The sequence below is a fragment of the Plantactinospora sp. ZYX-F-223 genome, from assembly GCF_039649625.1.
In the GTDB taxonomy this organism is placed as follows: Bacteria; Actinomycetota; Actinomycetes; order Mycobacteriales; family Micromonosporaceae; genus Plantactinospora.
This window is the reverse complement of record NZ_JBDJAV010000048.1, coordinates 52,581-71,204: the sequence shown is the minus strand read 5'-3', so window position 1 is coordinate 71,204 and position 18,624 is coordinate 52,581. Positions and strand designations below refer to the sequence as shown.

Here is an 18,624-nt window from a genome sequence, read left to right as displayed (position 1 = left end):
AGGAGAGCGGGCCGGAGAAGGGCGGGCCGGAGAAGGGCGTCACCGCCTGGATCGTCTCCGGCCGGACCGCGAGCGGCCTGCGGGCACAGGGGGCCCGGCTCGCCGCTGCGGTGAGCGACGACGGGGGTGCCACGGCGACTGCCGTCGGCTGGGCCCTGGCGACGACCCGCGCGGCGCTCGAACACCGCGCAGTGCTGGTCGGCGACCGTCGGGACGACCTGCTCGCCGGCCTGAACGCGCTGTCCCAGGGTACGGAGGCGGCTGGCCTGACGGTGGGTGAGAGCCGCCCGGGCGGGCTCGCGTTCCTGTTCACCGGCCAGGGCTCGCAGCGCGTGGGGATGGGGCGGGAGCTGTACCAGCGGTTCCCCGTGTTCGCGTCCGCCTTCGACGAGGTGTGCCTGGAAATGGACGGTCACCTGGACCGCCCCTTGCGGGACGTGGTGTTCGGCCATCAGGACGACGAGAGTCCGCTCGACCGTACCGAGTACGCCCAGGCCGGTCTGTTCGCCCTGGAGGTGGCGCTGTTCCGGCTGCTCGAACACGCCGGAGTACGACCGGAGTACCTGTTGGGGCACTCGGTCGGCGAACTGGTGGCCGCCTATCTGGCCGGGGTGTGGACGCTCCCGGACGCCTGTGCCGTGGTCGCGGCGCGTGGCCGGTTCATGCAGGCGCTGCCGGACGGCGGAGCGATGGTCGCGATCGAGGCCGACGAGACCGAGGTCGGGCCGGTGCTGGCCCGGCACGACGGTGAACTGTCGTTGGCGGCGGTCAACGCCCCGCGGTCGGTGGTGCTGTCCGGCACCGAGGAGGCGGTGGACGGGGTCGAGCGGCGCTTCGCCGACCTGGGCCGGCGCACGAAACGTCTCACCGTGAGCCACGCCTTCCACTCGCCGTTGATGGAGCCGATGCTCGCCGGGTTCCGCGAGGTGCTGGCCGACGTGACGTTCGCGCCGCCGGTACTACCGGTCGTGTCGAACCTGTCCGGCCGGGTCGCGACAGCCGACGAGTTGTGCTCTCCCGACTACTGGGTGCGCCAGGTGCGCGGCGCCGTACGGTTCGCCGACGGGGTCCGGACGCTGGCCGGGCGGGCCATCGGCGGCTTTGTCGAGTTAGGTCCGGACGGGGTCCTCGCGGCGCTGGTCCGTGACTGCCTCGACGACGAAGGCGAGAAGGTAGCCGTCGCGCCCCTGCTGCGCACCGGCCAGCCGGAGATCCCCGCCCTGCTGTCCGCACTGGCCGGCGTGTTCGTCCGGGGTGCCCGGGTGGACTGGTCGGCGGTGCTGCCCGAGTCCGTTTCCGAACCGGTCGAGCTGCCCACCTACGCCTTCCGGCACGAACGCTACTGGCCCCGCCCGTCCGGCGCCGCCAGCGAAGTGGCCGCCGCCGGCCTCGCCCCGTCCGGACATCCGATGCTCGGCGCCTGGATCTCGTCGGCGACCGGCGGCGAGACGCTGTTCACCGGCCGGCTGTCGGCCGCCGACCATCCGTGGCTGGCGCACCACGAGGTACTCGGCTCGGTCCTGCTGCCCGGCACCGCCTTCGTGGAACTGGCGTTGTCGGCGGGCGAGCGGCTCGGCTGTGACGAGGTGGAGGAACTCACCCTGGAGGCACCCCTCGTCCTGCCGGAGCGCGGTGCCGTGCGTGTGCAACTCGTCGTTGCGCACGCCGACGACAACAACGGCCGGCGATCGGTCGGTGTGTACTCCCGCTCCGACGATCCGGGCGAGGAACCCTGGATCCGGCACGCCACCGGGACGCTCGCCCCGACACCGGCGGACCCCCCACCGCCGCCCGCCGACGACGTGTGGCCCCCGCGCGATGCCCGACCGGTCACGCTCGACGGTTACTACGAGCGGTTGGCGGCGGCCGGGTTCCACTACGGTCCCGGGTTCCGGGGACTGCGCCGAGCCTGGCGACGAGGCGACGAGTTCTTCGCCGAGGTGGAACTTCCCGCCGACGTCGCCCCGGACGCAGCCCGGTTCGGCATCCACCCGGCACTGCTCGACGCCGCCCTGCACCCGATCGGCCAGGGCGACCCGGACGCGCCGGCCCGGATGCCGTTCTGCTGGAGCGGAGTACGGCTGCACGCGACGGGGGCGGGCGCGTTGCGGGTACGCCTGGAAAAGCGTGGTGCGGGCACGGTGACGTTGACGGCCAGCGACACCACCGGCTCGCCGGTGGTGACCGTCGGATCCCTGGCGCTCCGGCCCGTCACACCGGAGCAGATCCGGCCGGGCTCCGTCGCGCTGGACGACTGCCTGTTCCAGGTCGATTGGAAGCCGCTGGAACCGGCCGACGAACCGCTGCCGGCGCTGTCGTGGGCGCTCGTCGGCACCGGTGAGGTACCAGACGACGTGGACGGATCCGTCGCCCGGTACCCCGACGTCGGCGCGCTCTCCGCGGCGCTCGATGCCGGCGCGCCCACGCCCGGACGGGTGGTCGTGCTCTGTCCACCGGTGGACGCCGGCGGCGATGGCCTCACCTCGGCGGCGCACGACCTCACCGGACAGGTCCTCGCCGCGATCCAGGGTTGGCTCGCCGACGGGCGCCTGTCGTCCGGCGGGCTGACCGTGGTGACCCGCAATGCCGCCGCCGTCGAACCCGATGTTCCGGTCAACCTGGTGCACCTTCCGGTCACCGGCCTGGTGCGGTCGGCGCGGACGGAGAACCCGGACCGGATCTCGTTGATCGATGTCGACAACCGGTGGTCGGCGCGGTCACTGGTCGCGACGTTGCACGGCGCCGAACCCGAGGTGGCGGTACGTGACGGCCGGCGGTACGCCCGACGGCTGGCCCGGGTGGACCAGCCAGCCGCCCTGCCGGCCCCGGCAACGACGGGGCCGTGGCGTCTCGACACCACCGGGCGCGGCAGCCTGGCCAACCTGCGCCTGGTGCCGGCGCCGGAGGTGGAGCGGTCGCTGGCCCCCGGCGAGGTACGCGTCGACGTCCTGGCGGCCGGGGTCAACTTCCGCGACGTGCTGATCGCGCTGGACATGTATCCCGGTGAGGGCGGCCTCGGCATCGAAGGCGCCGGTGTGGTCTCGGCGGTCGGCGTCGGCGTGACCGGGCTGGCGCCCGGAGACCGGGTGATGGGTCTGTTCGGCGGCGCGTTCGGCCCGGTCGCCGTGGCCGACCACCGCACAGTGGTCCGGATCCCGGAGGGTTGGTCCTTCGAACAGGCGGCATCGGTGCCGGTGGCGTTCGTGACCGCCTACTACGGGCTGTGCGACCTGGCCGGGCTCCGGGCGGGGGAGACGGTGCTGGTCCACGCCGCCGCCGGTGGCGTCGGTATGGCCGCCACGCAGATCGCCGGCCATCTCGGTGCCGAGGTCTTCGGCACGGCGAGCACGCCCAAGTGGGACACCCTGCGAAAGGCGGGCCTCGACGACGCGCACATCGCCTCGTCGCGGGATCTGACGTTCGCCGAACGGATCCGGGAGACAACCGGCGGTCGTGGCGTCGACGTGGTACTCAACTCGCTGGCGGGCGCGTACGTCGACGCGTCACTCGGACTGCTCGACGGCGCCGGCCGGTTCGTCGAGATGGGCAAGGCCGACATCCGGGACGGCGCCGACGTCGCGGCGGCCCACCCCGGCGTCCGGTACCGCACATTCGACCTAAGTGACGCCGGCCCCGACCGGGTCGGCGAGATACTCACCGAACTGCTCGAGTTGTTCGAGCGCGGCGCGTTGCGCCCTCTTCCGGTCACGCGCTGGGACGCCCGCCGGGCGCCCGAGGCGTTCCGGGCACTCAGTCAGGCCGGCATCGTGGGCAAGGCAGTGCTCAACCCGGGCCATCGGTTCGGCCCGGAAGACGCGGTACTGGTCACCGGCGGTACCGGTTCCCTCGGCGTCCTGATCGCCGGGCACCTCGCCACCGGCCACGGCCTGCGGCACGTGGTCCTGGCCGGCCGCCGGGCGACGGCCGGGGCGGAGGTGGAGAGGCTGCGCGTCGACCTGGCCCGGATGGGCGCCGAGGTGACGGTGGTCCGGTGCGACGTCGGCGACGAGCGCGCCGTCGCGCGGATGCTGGACTCGATCCGCGAACACCACCGCCTAGCCGGCGTGGTACACGCCGCCGGCGTGCTCGACGACGGCGTGTTGACCTCCCTGAACCCGGGACGGCTCGCCGCCGTGCTGCGCCCGAAGCTCGACGGCGCGTGGCATCTGCACCGGCTGACGGAACACCTCGACCTCGACATGTTCGTGCTGTTCTCGTCCGCGTCGGCGACGCTCGGCGGCGCCGGGCAGGGCAACTACGCCGCCGCGAACGCGTTTCTCGACGGGCTCGCCGAGTATCGGAGGTCGCGCGGCCTCCCCGCGACCTCGCTGGCGTGGGGTATGTGGGAGCAGGCCGGCGGCATGACCGCCGGGCTGGACGGGCGCGACCGGCGGCGGATGAGCCGGGACGGAGTGGTGCCGCTGAGCACGGCGCAGGGCGTCGCGCTGTTCGACGCCGCCCTCGACAGCGGCCGCGCCGCACTGGTGCCGATCCGGCTGGACCTCGCGTCGCTGCGTACCCGGTCGGCCACCGAGCCGGTTCCAGCCCTGTTCCACGGGTTGGTACGGGCCCGCCGGCCGGTCATCGCGCGGGTCGAAGGCATGGCCACGGCGCAGACCTTCGACACCCGGCTGCGGGAACTGCCGCCACCGGCCCGGCAACGTCTGGCGGTGAACCTGGTCCGGACCCACACCGCCGCCGTACTCGGGCACACCACCGCCGACGCGGTTGAGCCGGAGCAGGCGTTCAAGGAGATGGGCTTCGACTCGCTGACCGGTGTGGAGTTGCGCAACCGTATCCGTGCGTCGACCGGTCTGGCGGTACCCGCCACCCTCGTGTTCGACCACCCGACTCCGGTCGCCCTGGCCGCCCGACTCGTGAGCCTGGCCGTACCCGAGGAGGAGAGCCCGCTGGCGCGGGTCATGCGCGACCTAGACCGGCTGGAGCAGACCGCCGCCACGATCGGCGCGGGGGAGGCCGGCCACGGTGAGATCGTTCTGCGGCTGCGCGGGATCCTGCACAGACTCGACGGCCCGGCCGACCCACCCGCGGAAACCGACGAGGCCCTGCTCGGCTCGGCCACGGCGGCCGAGCTGCTCGCCTTCATCGACAGCGAGTTCGGCGACCTCAAGTAGTTCAACCGACGCCCGATCCCGCGACTACCGGGTCTCCAGGGAGTGATCAATTTGGTGAACGACGAAACGCTTGTCGACTACCTGAAGCGGGTTACCGCGGACCTGAAGCGGACCCGGCAGCGCCTGTTCGAACTCGAGTCGGCGGGCGCCGAGCCGATCGCGATCGTCGGCATGGCGTGCCGGTTCCCGGGCGGAGTCACGTCGCCCGAGCAGCTGTGGGACCTGGTCCACGCGGGGCGCGACGCGATCTCGGCGTTCCCGGACGACCGGCACTGGCAGACCGGGCACCTGTCCGACACGGTCCACCAGGAGGGCGGCTTCCTCTACGACGCGGCCGAGTTCGACGCCGGGTTTTTCGGCATCTCGCCGCGCGAGGCGCTGGCCATGGACCCGCAGCAGCGGCTCCTCCTGGAGACCTCGTGGGAGGCGTTGGAGCGGGCGGGCATCGATCCCACAGCTCTGCGGGGCAGCGACGGCGGCGTCTTCGTCGGCATGACCGACCAACGGTACGGTCCCCGCGACGAGGAGGCGCTCCGGGAGGTCGAGGGGCACGTCCTCACCGGGACCATCAGCAGCGTCGCGTCCGGCCGGATCGCCTACACGCTGGGCCTCGAGGGTCCGGCCATCACCGTCGACACCGCCTGCTCGTCGTCGCTGGTGGCCGTACACCTGGCGGTACGCGCGCTGCGGGCGCGGGAGTGCGGGTTCGCACTCGCCGGTGGCGCTGCCGTGATGGCCAACACCGAGCTGTTTGCCGACTTCGGGACGCAGGGCGGGATGGCCGGCGACGGCAGGTGCAAGGCGTTCGCCGCCGCCGCGGACGGCACCGGTTGGGGCGAGGGGGTCGGCGTACTGCTCCTGGAGCGGCTCGACGACGCCCGGCGCGCGGGACACCCGGTACTCGGTGTCGTGCGCGGCAGCGCGGTCAACTCCGACGGGGCCTCGAACGGCCTGACCGCGCCGAACGGGCCGTCCCAGCAGCGGGTGATCCGCCAGGCACTGGCCGACGCCCGGCTCGGCGCTGGCCAGGTCGACGCGGTCGAGGCGCACGGTACCGGCACCCGGCTGGGCGATCCGGTCGAGGCGCAGGCGCTGATCGAGACGTACGGGCGGGACCGTCCCGCCGACCAGCCGTTGTGGCTCGGGTCGGTCAAGTCCAACATCGGGCACACCCAGGCGGCGGCGGGGATCGCCGGCATCATCAAGATGGTGATGGCGATGCGCCACGGCGTACTGCCCGCCACGCTGCACGTCGACGAGCCGAGCCCGCGGGTGGACTGGTCGGCCGGTGCCGTCCGGCTGCTGACCGAGGAGCGGGCGTGGCCGGCGGACCGGCGACGCCGCTCCGCCGTGTCGTCGTTCGGCATCAGCGGCACCAACGCCCACGTGATCCTGGAGCAGACGGAGCCCGCCGACAACGACGCCGAGACCGTCCAGAACGCCGGGACAGTCCGGGAGACCGGTCCGGCGGACGACGAGCCCGCTGGACCGATCCCGTGGTTGGTGTCGGCCCGTGGCGAGTCGGCGTTGCGCGCCCAGGCGCAACAGCTGCACCGGTTCGCCGAGGACGACCCCGAGGTACGCCCGCTCGACCTGGCGATGTCGCTGGCCACCACCCGGGCTCACCTCGGCCACCGTGCGGTGGTCCTGGCCGGCGACCGCGAGCAGCTTCTGGGCGGGCTGGCGGCGTTGGCTTCGGGCCAGGCGGATCCGCGGGTCGTGCACGGCCGGACCAGGCCGGTGACCACCGTCGCGTTCCTGTTCAGCGGGTTGGGCACGCAGCGCGTCGGGATGGGCCGGGAACTGTACCGGGCGTACCCGGTGTTCGCCGCCGCGTTCGACGAGGTGTGCGCGGGAATCGACCCGCTGATCGCCGCCCCGCTGGCGGACGTCGTGCTCGGTGGGCTCGAGGTCGACGGCACCCCGCTGCTCGACCAGACGGTATACACGGTCCCCGCACTGTTCGCCGTCGAGGTGGCGCTGTTCCGCCTGCTCGAACACTGGGGGGTCAGGCCCGACTTCGTCCTCGGTCACTCCACCGGCGAGTTGAGTGCCGCGTACGTCGCCGGGGTGCTGTCGCTCGAGCACGCCTGCCAACTGGTGGCCGCCCGGGGCCGCCTGATGCAGTCCGTGCCGCCCGGCGGCGCGGCGATCGCCGTCGACGTGCCGTTCGACGAGTTGCCGGCCGTCTTTGCCGAGGCGGGCACCGGTGACGAGGTGACCATCGCCGCGCTCAACGGGCCCCGGTCGATTGTCCTGTCCGGGGAGGAGGACACGGTCGGCCGGGTGTCCGAGGCGTGCCTCCGGCGTGGGTACCGGGTCCGGCGGTTGCGCATCGCGGTCGCGGTGCACAGCGCCCGGATGGAGCCGGTGCTGGGCCGACTCCGGGTGGCCGCCGAGGCGTTGGACTTCCACGAGCCGCGCGTCCCGATCGTGTCCACGCTGACCGGTGCCCTGGTCGGGGGCGACGTAATCGGGTCGCCGGACTACTGGGTCCGCCAGCTCCGCGAGACGGTGCGTTTCAGCGACGGAATCCGCTGCCTGGCCGAGAACGGCGTCACGATGTGCCTGGAACTCGGGCCCGGCGGCACGCTCACCGCGATGGCCCGCGACTGCCTGGACGGCACCATCGACGAGGTCGCCCTGAGCGCCGCGATGCAGAACGACCGGCACGAGCCGACCGCGCTCCTCGCGGCGCTGGCCGAGCTGCACGTGCGTGGCGTGCCGGTAGGCTGGGACGCCATCCTCGCCGACCGGGGCGGGCGGCGGGTCGCGCTGCCCACCTACCCGTTCCAGCGGCAGCGGTACTGGCTGCCGGCGCTCGTGCCGGCCCGGGGCGGCGGGGACACGACGGATGCCGCCGGGCCGGGTGCCGCCGGGCCGGGGACGGCGGAGGCGTCCGTTGCCGACCGGCCCGCGCTGCTGCCCCGCTCCGGACCGGAGATCGACGGACCCGACCGACGTTCGTTCGTCGCCCGGGACCCGGCCGAGTTGGACGACCGTCTGCTGACGCTGGTCCGCACCCACGCCGCCGGGGTACTGGGGCACCTCACGGTGGACGAGCTGTACCCGGACCGGTCGTTCCGCGAACTGGGGTTCGATTCACTGATCGCCGTACGGTTCCGTGACCGGCTCGCCAACGAGACCGGGCTGCCGCTACCGACGACGCTGGTCTTCGACCATCCGACGCCGCTCGCGGTCGTCCGGTACCTGCGTGACGGGTTGCTCGGCGCCGACGACGTTCCGGCGGCCCCGGCGCCGTCCGCCGCGTCCACCGACGACCCGGTCGTGATTGTCGGCGTGGGCTGCCGGTACCCGGGGGCGGACGACCCGGAGGCGTTCTGGAAGCTGCTGGCGTCGGCCGGTGAGGGACTCAGCGCCTTCCCGACCGACCGGCACTGGGACCTGCCCGAGCTACGTCGGGACGGCTCGTTGGCGTTGGTCGGCGGCTTCCTGCCGGATGCCGCCGACTTCGACGCCGACTTCTTCGGCATCTCGCCGCGCGAGGCGCTCGCGATGGACCCGCAGCAGCGGCTGCTGCTGGAGACGTCGTGGGAGGCGCTGGAACGGACCGGGATCGACCCGACGACCCTGCGGGGCAGCCGTACCGGGATCTTCGCCGGGGTGGCGGGCTCGGACTACGGCGAGGCGCTGTCGGGTACGGACGAAGCCGACGGCTACATGATGACGGGGACGGCGGCCAGCGTCGTCTCCGGTCGTGTCGCGTACGCGATGGGGCTGGAGGGACCGGCGGTCACCGTGGACACCGCCTGCTCCTCGTCGCTGGTCGCCCTGCACCTCGCCGCGCGGTCGCTGCGCGGCGGCGAATGCGACCTGGCGCTGGCCGCGGGCGTGGCCGTGCTCTCCACGCCACGCGGTTTCGTGGACTTCTCCCACCAGAACGGCCTGGCGGCCGACGGGCGGTGCAAGTCGTTCGCTGACGCGGCCGACGGAACCGGCTGGTCGGAGGGCGTGGGCGTCGTGGTGGTCGAGCGGCTCTCCGACGCTCGCCGCAACGGACACGAAGTGCTCGCCGTGGTCCGGGGCAGCGCGGTCAACTCCGACGGCGCCTCGAACGGGCTGACCGCGCCGAACGGGCCGTCCCAGCAGCGGGTCATCCGACAGGCGCTGGCCGACGCGGGACTCGGGCCTGGCCAGGTGGACGTGGTCGAGGCGCACGGCACCGGCACGAGTCTCGGCGACCCGATCGAGGCGCAGGCGCTGCTGGCGACGTACGGCCGGGACCGTGCGGCCGACCTCCCGCTGTGGCTGGGATCGGTGAAGTCGAACATCGGCCACACCGGTGCCGCCGCCGGCGTCGCCGGGGTGATCAAAATGGTCCTGGCGATCGCGCACAACCGGCTCCCGCAGACCCTCCACGTCGATCGGCCCACCCCGAAGGTCGACTGGGCAGCGGGGAACGTGCGGCTGCTGACCGAGGCCAGGGACTGGCCCGCGAACGGGCGACCCCGCCGGGCCGGGATCTCGTCCTTCGGCGTCAGCGGTACCAACGCGCACGTAGTGATCGAGGAGCCACCCGCCCCGGCCCCCGAGCCGGCGACGGTCGGTCCGGACGGTGCCCCCGCCGGTCAGGAGGACGCGAACGAACCCGTCGCCGGTCCGGACGGCCCCTGGCCCTGGGTGATCTCAGCGCGTTCGGCCGAGGCGCTGTGCGCCCAGGCCGCCCGGCTCGCCACGGACCTCACCGCCCGCGCGGAGTTGCCGGCTGCGGACATCGGCCGGGCGCTACTCACCTCCCGGGCGCTGTTCGAGCACCGCGCGGTCGTGATCGGCCGGGACGCCGACACGCTGCTCGCCGGCGTGCGCGCGGTAGCCGCCGGCGAACCGCACGCCAGCGTCACGACGGGCGTGGCGGGCCCAGCCGGCCGGGGACCGGTGTGGGTATTCTCCGGGCAGGGCACGCAGTGGAGCGGCATGGCCGTCGAACTGCTGGACACCTCTCCGGTCTTCGCCACCCGCTGGGCGCAGTGCGAGGCGGCGCTCGCCCCCTTCATCGACTGGTCACCGACCGCGGTTGTCCGGGGCGATCCGGACGCCCCGACGCTGGGCCGCAACGACGTGATCCAGACGGTGCTGTTCGCGATGACCGTGTCGCTGGCCGAACTGTGGCGCTCGCACGGCGTGGTGCCGGCGGCGGTGGTCGGACAGTCCCAGGGCGAGATAGCCGCAGCCTGTGTCGCCGGTGCGCTCTCGCTGGACGACGGTGCCCGGGTGGTGGCACTACGCGCGCGTGCGCTGGACGCCATCACCGGCGAAGGCGCCATGGTATCCCTGTCGGCCCCGCTGCCCGAGGTGGAGCAGTGGTTGGGACGTTGGGACGGTCGGGTGTCGGTGGCCGTGGTCAACGGTCCCTCGGCGGTCGTGGTAGCCGGCGAGTCGGCGGCGCTGGACGAGGTGATGACCGAGGCGGCGAGACGCGACATCCGTGCCCGACACATCGTGGACTACGCGTCGCACACGCCGCAGGTCGAACGCGTCCGCGACGAGCTGCTCGCGGTGCTGGAGCCGGTCCGCCCGGTGCCGCCCCGGGTACCCTTCTTCTCGACGCTGAACGGCGACTGGCTGAACGACTCGGGTCTCGACGCCGACTACTGGTACCGCAACCTGCGCGAGCCGGTGCGCCTGGACCGTGCCGTCGCCGGCCTGGTGGAGCACGGGTACCGGACATTCGTCGAGGTCAGCCCGCATCCGGTCCTCACCGGGCCGATAGTCGAGACGGCCGAGCAGTCCGGCGCGGCGGCGGTGGCGGTGGGCACCCTGCGACGTGACGACGGTGGCCTGGACCGATTGCTGACCTCGCTCGCCGAGCTGCACGTGTCGGGTGTCGGGGTGGACTGGTCGGTGTGTTACGCGGGCGGCCGACCGACGCCGGTACGGCTACCGACGTACGCGTTCCAGCGTCGCCGTTTCTGGCCGGAGAACCCGCCGTCCCGCGGTCGGGCCGACCAGGCGGACGACGAGTTCTGGCACGCCGTCGACCGGGAGGACCTCGCCGCGCTGGCCGGCACGCTCGGTCTGGTCGATCCGGAGCCGCTGCGCGGTGCGCTACCGGCGATGTCGACCTGGCGACGCCGCCGACGGACAGGGTCGGTCGCGGACTCGTGGCGGTACCGGATCGTGTGGCGTCGCGCCACCCAGGACGCCCAGGACCCCCCGGGCAACCTGGACGGTACCTGGCTCGTCGTCGTACCGGCCCGGCTCCGGGACGATCCCGGGGTCACCGGCACCGTCGAGGTGATGCGCGAACGGGCTGCCGACGTGGCGCTACTTGTTCTGGACGACAGTGACGCCGAAGAGACCGAGGCGTACGGAATCAAGGCGACCGAGGCGCGGGACACCGAGGCCCGGGGGACCGAGGCGCAGGACGGATGCGATGGCGGCGTCGCCCGGCTCACCGCCCGGATCCTGGCCTCGGTACCGGACGACGGGCGACTCGCGGGAGTGTTGTCCCTGGCCGCGCTGGACACCACCGGGCACCCCACCCGGCCGGTGGTACCGGTCGGGCTGGCGCTGACTCTCGCACTGCTGAACGCGCTCGGCGCGGCCGCCGTCGACGCCCCCCTGTGGTGCGCCACCCGGGGAGCGGTGGGTACGCCCGAGGACGACGCCCCGACCAGCCCGCCGCAGGCCGCGGCCTGGGCGTTGGGGCGGGTCGCCGCGCTGGAACATTCGGACCGCTGGGGCGGACTGGTCGACCTGCCCGCGACGATGGATCCGTCGGCCGCGGACCGGCTGGTCGCCGTGCTGGCCGGATCGGATGGCGAGGACCAGGTCGCGGTGCGCCCGGGTGGGGTGTACGTACGGAGGCTGCTCCGCGCGCCGGGAACGGGCCGCGACGACTGGCGCCCGCGCGGCACCGTCGTCGTCACCGGCGGCACCGGGGCGTTGGGTGGGCACGCCGCCCGCTGGCTGGCACGGCTCGGCGCGGAACGGCTGGTGCTGATCAGCCGGCGTGGGCCGGCGAGCCCCGGTGCCCGGGAGCTGGCCGCCGAGCTGACCGAACTGGGCGCCCGGGTCAGCGTGCTGGCGTGCGACCTGACCGACCCGGAGGCGGCGGCGGCGCTCGTCGCCGGCGTGCAGCGTGACGGCGAGCTCATCCGGGCGGTGATCCACACCGCCGGGGCCCCTGCGGGCGGGCCGCTGCCGGTGACCACCCTCGCCGACATGGCCACCGTGTTCGAGGGCAAGGTGGCCGGCATCGAGCACCTGGAGGCGTCACTCCACCCCGGGCAGCTCGACATCGCTGTCTACTACTCGTCCATCTCGGCGACCTGGGGAGCGGGCGATCACGGGGTCTACGCGGCCGCCAACGCCGTACTCGACGCCCGTGCCGAGCGGCGGCGCGCCGACGGGTACCCGACGCTGTCGGTGGCCTGGAGCCCGTGGGCGGGCGGCGGAATGGTCGACGACCCGGCGTACGACTCGCTGGCCCGCAAGGGACTGCCGCGGGTCGACCCGGCCGTGGCCATCGCCGGCCTGGGTCAACTGCTCGCCGACGACGAGACGACCTCGTTGCTGGCCGAGGTGTACTGGGACAGGTTCGTCCCGCAGTTCACCATCAGTCGGCCGACACACCTGCTGGACGAGCTGCCCGAGGCGTACCCGGACACGGAGCCCGTGTCGGCCGCGGGCGGTGCCGAGGCCGGCTCGTCGGCGCTGGTCCGACGACTGGTGGACCTGCCCGAGGGGCAGCGTGTACGCGCGCTGCGCGATCTGGTGCGGGAACACGTCGCGGTGGTTCTCGGACATCAGCCGGACGCCCTCGACCCGGCCCGGTCATTCAGAGACCTGGGATTCGACTCGATGACCGCGGTGGAACTGCGTAACGGGTTGAGTAAGCTGGCCGGTCGTCGACTGCCCGCGACGATGGCGTTCGACCACCCCACGCTGACCGCGCTCGCCGACTTCCTCGGCCGCGAACTGTTCGGCGACCGGAAGCCGGCGGTGGCCGTCGGACCGGTCGGGACGGTCGACCACTCCGACCCGCTGGTGATCGTCGCGATGTCCTGCCGGTTCCCCGGCGGCATCGCCTCGGCCGAGGACCTGTGGCGGGCGGTACGCGACGAGGTCGACCTGACCACGTCGTTCCCCACCGACCGGGGCTGGCCGCTGGACCAGTTGCTGGACGCCGACCCGGACAAACCCGCGCGCAGTTACGTCGACCGGGGCGGGTTCCTGGATGGCGCGGCCTCCTTCGACGCCGGTCACTTCGGCATCTCCCACCGCGAGGCACTGGCCATGGATCCGCAGCAGCGGCTGCTGCTGGAGACGTCGTGGGAGGCGCTTGAGCGGGCCGGTGTCGACCCGAAGTCGCTGCGGGGCACGCGGACCGGCGTATACGTCGGCATGACCGACCAGGCGTACGGCAGCCGGTTGCGTGATGTCGGCGAGGACATGGAGGGCTACCTCGTCATCACCTCGACCAGTGTGGCGTCGGGCCGCGTCGCGTACACGTTCGGACTCGAGGGGCCTGCCCTGACGGTCGACACCGCCTGCTCGTCCTCGCTGGTCGCGCTGCACCTCGCCGGACAGGCCCTGCGCGCTGGCGACTGCGACCTGGCCCTGGTCGGCGGGGTCATGGTGATGTCGGACCCGACGACGTTCCTCGCGTTCAGCCGGCAGCGCGGACTCGCGCGGGACGGCCGGTGCAAGTCGTTCGCCGCCGCCGCCGACGGCTTCGCCCTCGCCGAGGGCGTCGGTGTGCTCGTGCTGGAACGAATGTCGGACGCGCGGCGGCTGGGCCACCCGATGCTCGCCGTGCTGCGGGGCAGCTCGGTCAACTCCGACGGCGCGTCCAACGGCCTGACCGCGCCGAACGGGCCGGCACAGGAGCGGGTGATCCGGCAGGCGTTGGCCGACGCCGGGATCACCGCCGCCGATGTGGACGTCGTGGAGGCGCACGGCACCGGCACCACCCTCGGCGATCCGATCGAGGCGCAGGCGATCCTGGCGACGTACGGGGCCGCGCGCCCCGTGGAGAACCCGCTGTGGCTGGGGTCGGTCAAGTCCAACATCGGACATCCACAGGCCGCCGCCGGAATCGCCGGCGTGATCAAGACGATCATGGCGATGCGGCATGGACTGATGCCCAGGACGCTGCACGTGGACGAGCCGACGCCGCACGTGGACTGGTCGGCCGGCGCGGTCAACCTGCTGACCCGGTCCCGGGACTGGTCGCCGGCCGCCGGGCCGCGCCGGGCCGGCGTGTCGTCGTTCGGGATCAGCGGTACCAACGCGCATGTGATCCTGGAGGAGGCGCCGGACGGGGACACCGATGACGCCGGGCGCGCACCGGACGGGATGGGACTCGCGGGAGGCTCTCCGGTTCCGCTGGTCGTCTCGGCGCGTACCGATGCGGGGCTGCGGGCACAGGCTCGGCGGCTGGTCGCCCGGCTCGACGAGGAACCGACCGGCCGGGTCGTGGATCTGGCCTGGTCGCTGGCGACCACCCGAACCGTGCTGAACCGATCCGCCGTGCTGGTGGAGGCGGACCGGGACGAGTTGCGGGAGAGCCTGACCACGCTGTCCACCGCCGACGGGACCCGTGTTCCGGTGGATGGCCCGGTCGAGGGCGAACTGGCGATCCTGTTCACCGGGCAGGGCGCCCAACGGCCGGGCATGGGCCGGCGACTGTACGACGCGGTGCCGGTGTTCGCGGTGGCGTTCGACGAGGTGTGCCGTGAGCTGGACCCGTATCTGGGGCAACCGCTCGCGGAGGTGGTGTTCGCCGAGCCGGGCTCGGCCGAGGCCGCCCTGCTGGACCGGACGGACTACACCCAGGCAGCGCTGTTCGCCGTCGAGGTGGCCACGTTCCGCACCCTCGAACACTGGGGCGTGCGGCCCGCGTTCCTGCTCGGGCACTCGATCGGTGAGCTGGTCGCCGGGTACGTCGCCGGCGTCTGGTCGCTGCCGGACGCGGCTCGGGTAGTGGCCGCCCGGGGCCGGCTCATGCAGGCCCTGCCGCACGGCGGGGCGATGGTGGCCGTCGCGACAGACGAGAACCGGGTGCGACAGGAACTGGCCGGCCACACCGGCCAGGTCGCCGTCGCGGCAGTCAACGGCCCGTCGTCGGTGGTGATATCGGGGCCCGAGCCGGCCGTCATGGAGATCGCCGCCGAGTTCGCCGCGTCCGGTGTACGTACCCGTCGACTGGCGGTTAGCCACGCGTTCCACTCGCCGCTGATGGAGCCCATGCTGGCCGAGTTCGCCGAGGTCCTGTCCGGCGTCGCGTACGCCACGCCGGTGCTGCCGGTGGTGTCGAACGTGACCGGCGAGCCGGCCACGGCCGAACAACTCTGCCAGCCGGCGTACTGGGTGGAGCAGGTACGCCACGAGGTGCGGTTCGCCGCCGGCGTTTCGGCCCTCCGGGCACTGGGCGTGGCCACCTTCCTGGAGGTGGGGCCGGACGGGGTGCTGACGGCGATGGCCGCCGAGACCGTGGCGGCCTCGGGTGACCCGGCCGGGCGGTCGGCCTACGTCGCCACGATGCGCCGGAACGCGGACGAGTCGCGTACCGTGCTGGCCGCCGTCGGGCGGGTACACGTCCGGCACGGGAGCGTCGACTGGTCGGCCGTGTTCGCCGGCAGCGGGGCCCGGCGGGTGGATCTGCCCACGTACCCGTTCCAGCACGAGCGGTTCTGGCTGCGGGCACCGCACGGGTCGGCCGACCTGTCGGCCGTCGGGCTCAGTGAGACCGGGCATCCGCTGCTCGGCGCCGGTGTGGACCTGCCGGAACTCGGCGGGTTCCTGTTCAGCGGCCGACTGCCGGCGTCGTCACTGGCCGGTGGCCCGGCGGACGCGTCCGGGTTGGTACTGGAGCTGGCGCTGTGGACCGGCTGGCGGATGGGCCGTACGCAGATCGCCGAGCTGGTCGAGCGTGCCCCGATCGTCGCGGTGGACGACGTGGACGTGCGACTCCAAGTGGTGGTGGCCGCGCCGGACAAGCGGGGCGGTCGGGCCCTCACCGTGCACTACCGGTCCGAGGACGCGGACTCGTCGCCATGGACCTGCGCGGCTGTGGGCGCCCTGGCACCCGGTGCGCCGTCCACGGCCGACGTCTCGGTTGACTGGCTGCCGGCGGGCACCACGGCCGACGCCACCGGTGGTCCGGCTGTCGGGCCCGACCGGGTCTGGCAGGGCGACGGCGCGTTCTTCGCCGAACTGGCGCTGCCCGAGGAACCATCCGGCGAGGCGGACCGGTACGCCGTACACCCGGGGCTGCTCGCCGGACTGGCGCGGCTTGCGGCGACCGCCGACCGGCTGTCCGGCCGCCCCGAGCGGATTCCGGAGACCTGGGCCGGGGCGACACTGCACGCCAGCGGCGCCACGGTGCTACGGGTACGCCTGAGCCCGGACGACGCCGACGGATACGCCGTCGATGCCGTCGACGTCGACGGTCTTCCGGTGCTGTCGGTGCGGCGGCTGGCCATGCGTGCGGTACCCGTCGACCGGCCGGTCCCGGCACGGCCTGTGGAGCTGCCCGACTCGCTGTACCGATTGACGTGGACCGCGCTGCCGTCCGGGGCGGCCACGCCACCGGCCGGAGACTGGGCTGTCGTCGGTTCCCCCGGCGTCCGTGGCGAATATCTGGCCGATGCGTTGGCCAGCGCGCTCCACGCCGCCGTGCCGACCGTGCCCGGCCTCGCCGCGCTGCACCGAGCGACGGACCGAGACGCGCCGGCACCACGGGTCGTGGTGGTCGCCGTCGACACCGCGCCCGGCGGGCTCGTCGACTCGGTGCGGCACACCACCCACCGGACGCTCGCCCTGGTCCAGTCCGCGCTCGCCGACGACCGGCTGTCCGATTCCTGGTTCGTGATGGTGACCAGGGGCGCGACCGGAGCCGGGACGGCACCATCGGGCCCGGACCCGGCCCAGGCCGCAGCGTGGGCCCTGATGCAGTCGGCGCAGGAGGAGACCCCGGACCGGTTCGTCCTGGTGGACCTCGACGACCGGGACGGCGGGGCGGATCTGCTGGCCGGGGCGGTCGCTGCCGCACTGGCCCAGGCCGAGCCGCAGGTCGCGGTACGCGACGGTGTGGTGCTGGTGCCGAGGTTGGTGCCCGCCCACGCGGCACCGAACGGGCTTCCGCCAGCGCCGACGACGGCGCCGGTGGCGGCGACCGGAACCGTACTCGTCACCGGGGCCACCGGCGCGATCGGCCAGCTTGTGGCCCGGCACCTCGCCACCGCGCACCAGTTCGGCCACCTGCTTCTGCTGAGCCGGCAGGGCGCCGACGCGCCCGGCGCCACGGATCTGCGTGACGACCTGGCGCGGGCCGGCGCGCGGGTCACCTTCGCCGCGTGCGACGTCGCCGACCGCGATGCCCTGGCGGCCGTCCTCGACACGGTTCCGGCGGAGTATCCGCTCGTCGCGGTGGTCCACGTTGCCGGGGTGGTCGACGACGGGGTGGTCGGCACGCTCACCCCGGACCAAGTCGACACCGCGATGCGGCCGAAGGTGGACGGGGCGGTACACCTGCACGAGCTGACCGCGCACCTTGGCCTGTCCCGGTTCGTCCTGTTCTCCTCGGCGGTGGGAGTGCTCGGCGGTGCCGGCCAGGCCAACTACGCCGCAGCCAACGCGTTCCTCGCCGCCCTGGCCCGTCGACGTGCCGGTGCGGGACTGCCCGGCACCGCGCTCGCCTGGGGCCTGTGGGGGACGACGGGTGGGATGGTCGGGGAGCTGTCCGAGGTGCACCTCCGCCGGATGACAAAGTCCGGCGTGGTCGCCTTCACCGCCGAGCACGCCATGGCGCACTTCGACGCGGCCTGGGAGCGGGCCGACGCGGTGCTGGTGCCGGTGCGGTTCGACCTGGCCGTACTGGCGGGCCGGGGCGGCGACGGATCGTTGCCGGCGGCGCTGCGTGGTCTGGTTCGTGCCGACGTCAGGCGGGTCGTGGCCGGCGACGGAAAACCCGCCGGGGAGTCCCTACTCCAGCAACTCGCCGGTCGGCACGACGAGGAGCGGAGGGAGATACTGGTCAACCTGGTTCGGACACGTGCGGCGGCCGTCGTCGGCCACCGCACGCCGAACGAACTTGATCCGGGGCAGTCGTTCCGGGACCTGGGGTTCGACTCGTTGACCGCGGTGGAGCTGCGTAACGGCCTGGCCGCGGCAACCGGCTTGTCCCTACCGGCCGCGCTGGTCTTCGACCACCCGACGCCCACGGCGCTGGCCGAGTATCTCGACGCCCGGATCCTGACCAAGCTCGGCGGCCCCCGGTTGCCGGTACTCGTCCAGCTCGACCGCCTGGAGGCCGCCCTGGCTGGTATGGCGCCCGACGACGGCCTGCGGGCCCGGGTCGGGGGCCGGCTCCGCGACCTGGTCGCCTGGTGGGACAAGCCGGCCGACGACACCGACGCCGACGTCTCCGACCGGCTCGGCGATGCCAGCGACCAGGAATTGTTCGAGTTCATCCGTAGCGAGCTCGGGCGTGACTGATGGGCCACCGAGTTCCGTTCCGCAG

General features: G+C 73.5%; 2 protein-coding genes. Both read left to right on the top strand.

What is annotated here, in order from left to right:
• Positions 1-5,135: SDR family NAD(P)-dependent oxidoreductase (locus AAH979_RS34745; protein ID WP_346262366.1), on the top strand; the 5,135-nt coding region annotated here is incomplete at its 5' end.
• A 54-nt stretch (positions 5,136-5,189) separates the two neighbouring features.
• Complete coding sequence (locus AAH979_RS34740; protein WP_346262365.1) at positions 5,190-18,599, top strand: type I polyketide synthase; 13,410 nt, start codon at positions 5,190-5,192, stop codon at positions 18,597-18,599.
• The last annotated feature ends 25 nt before the right edge of the window (positions 18,600-18,624 follow it).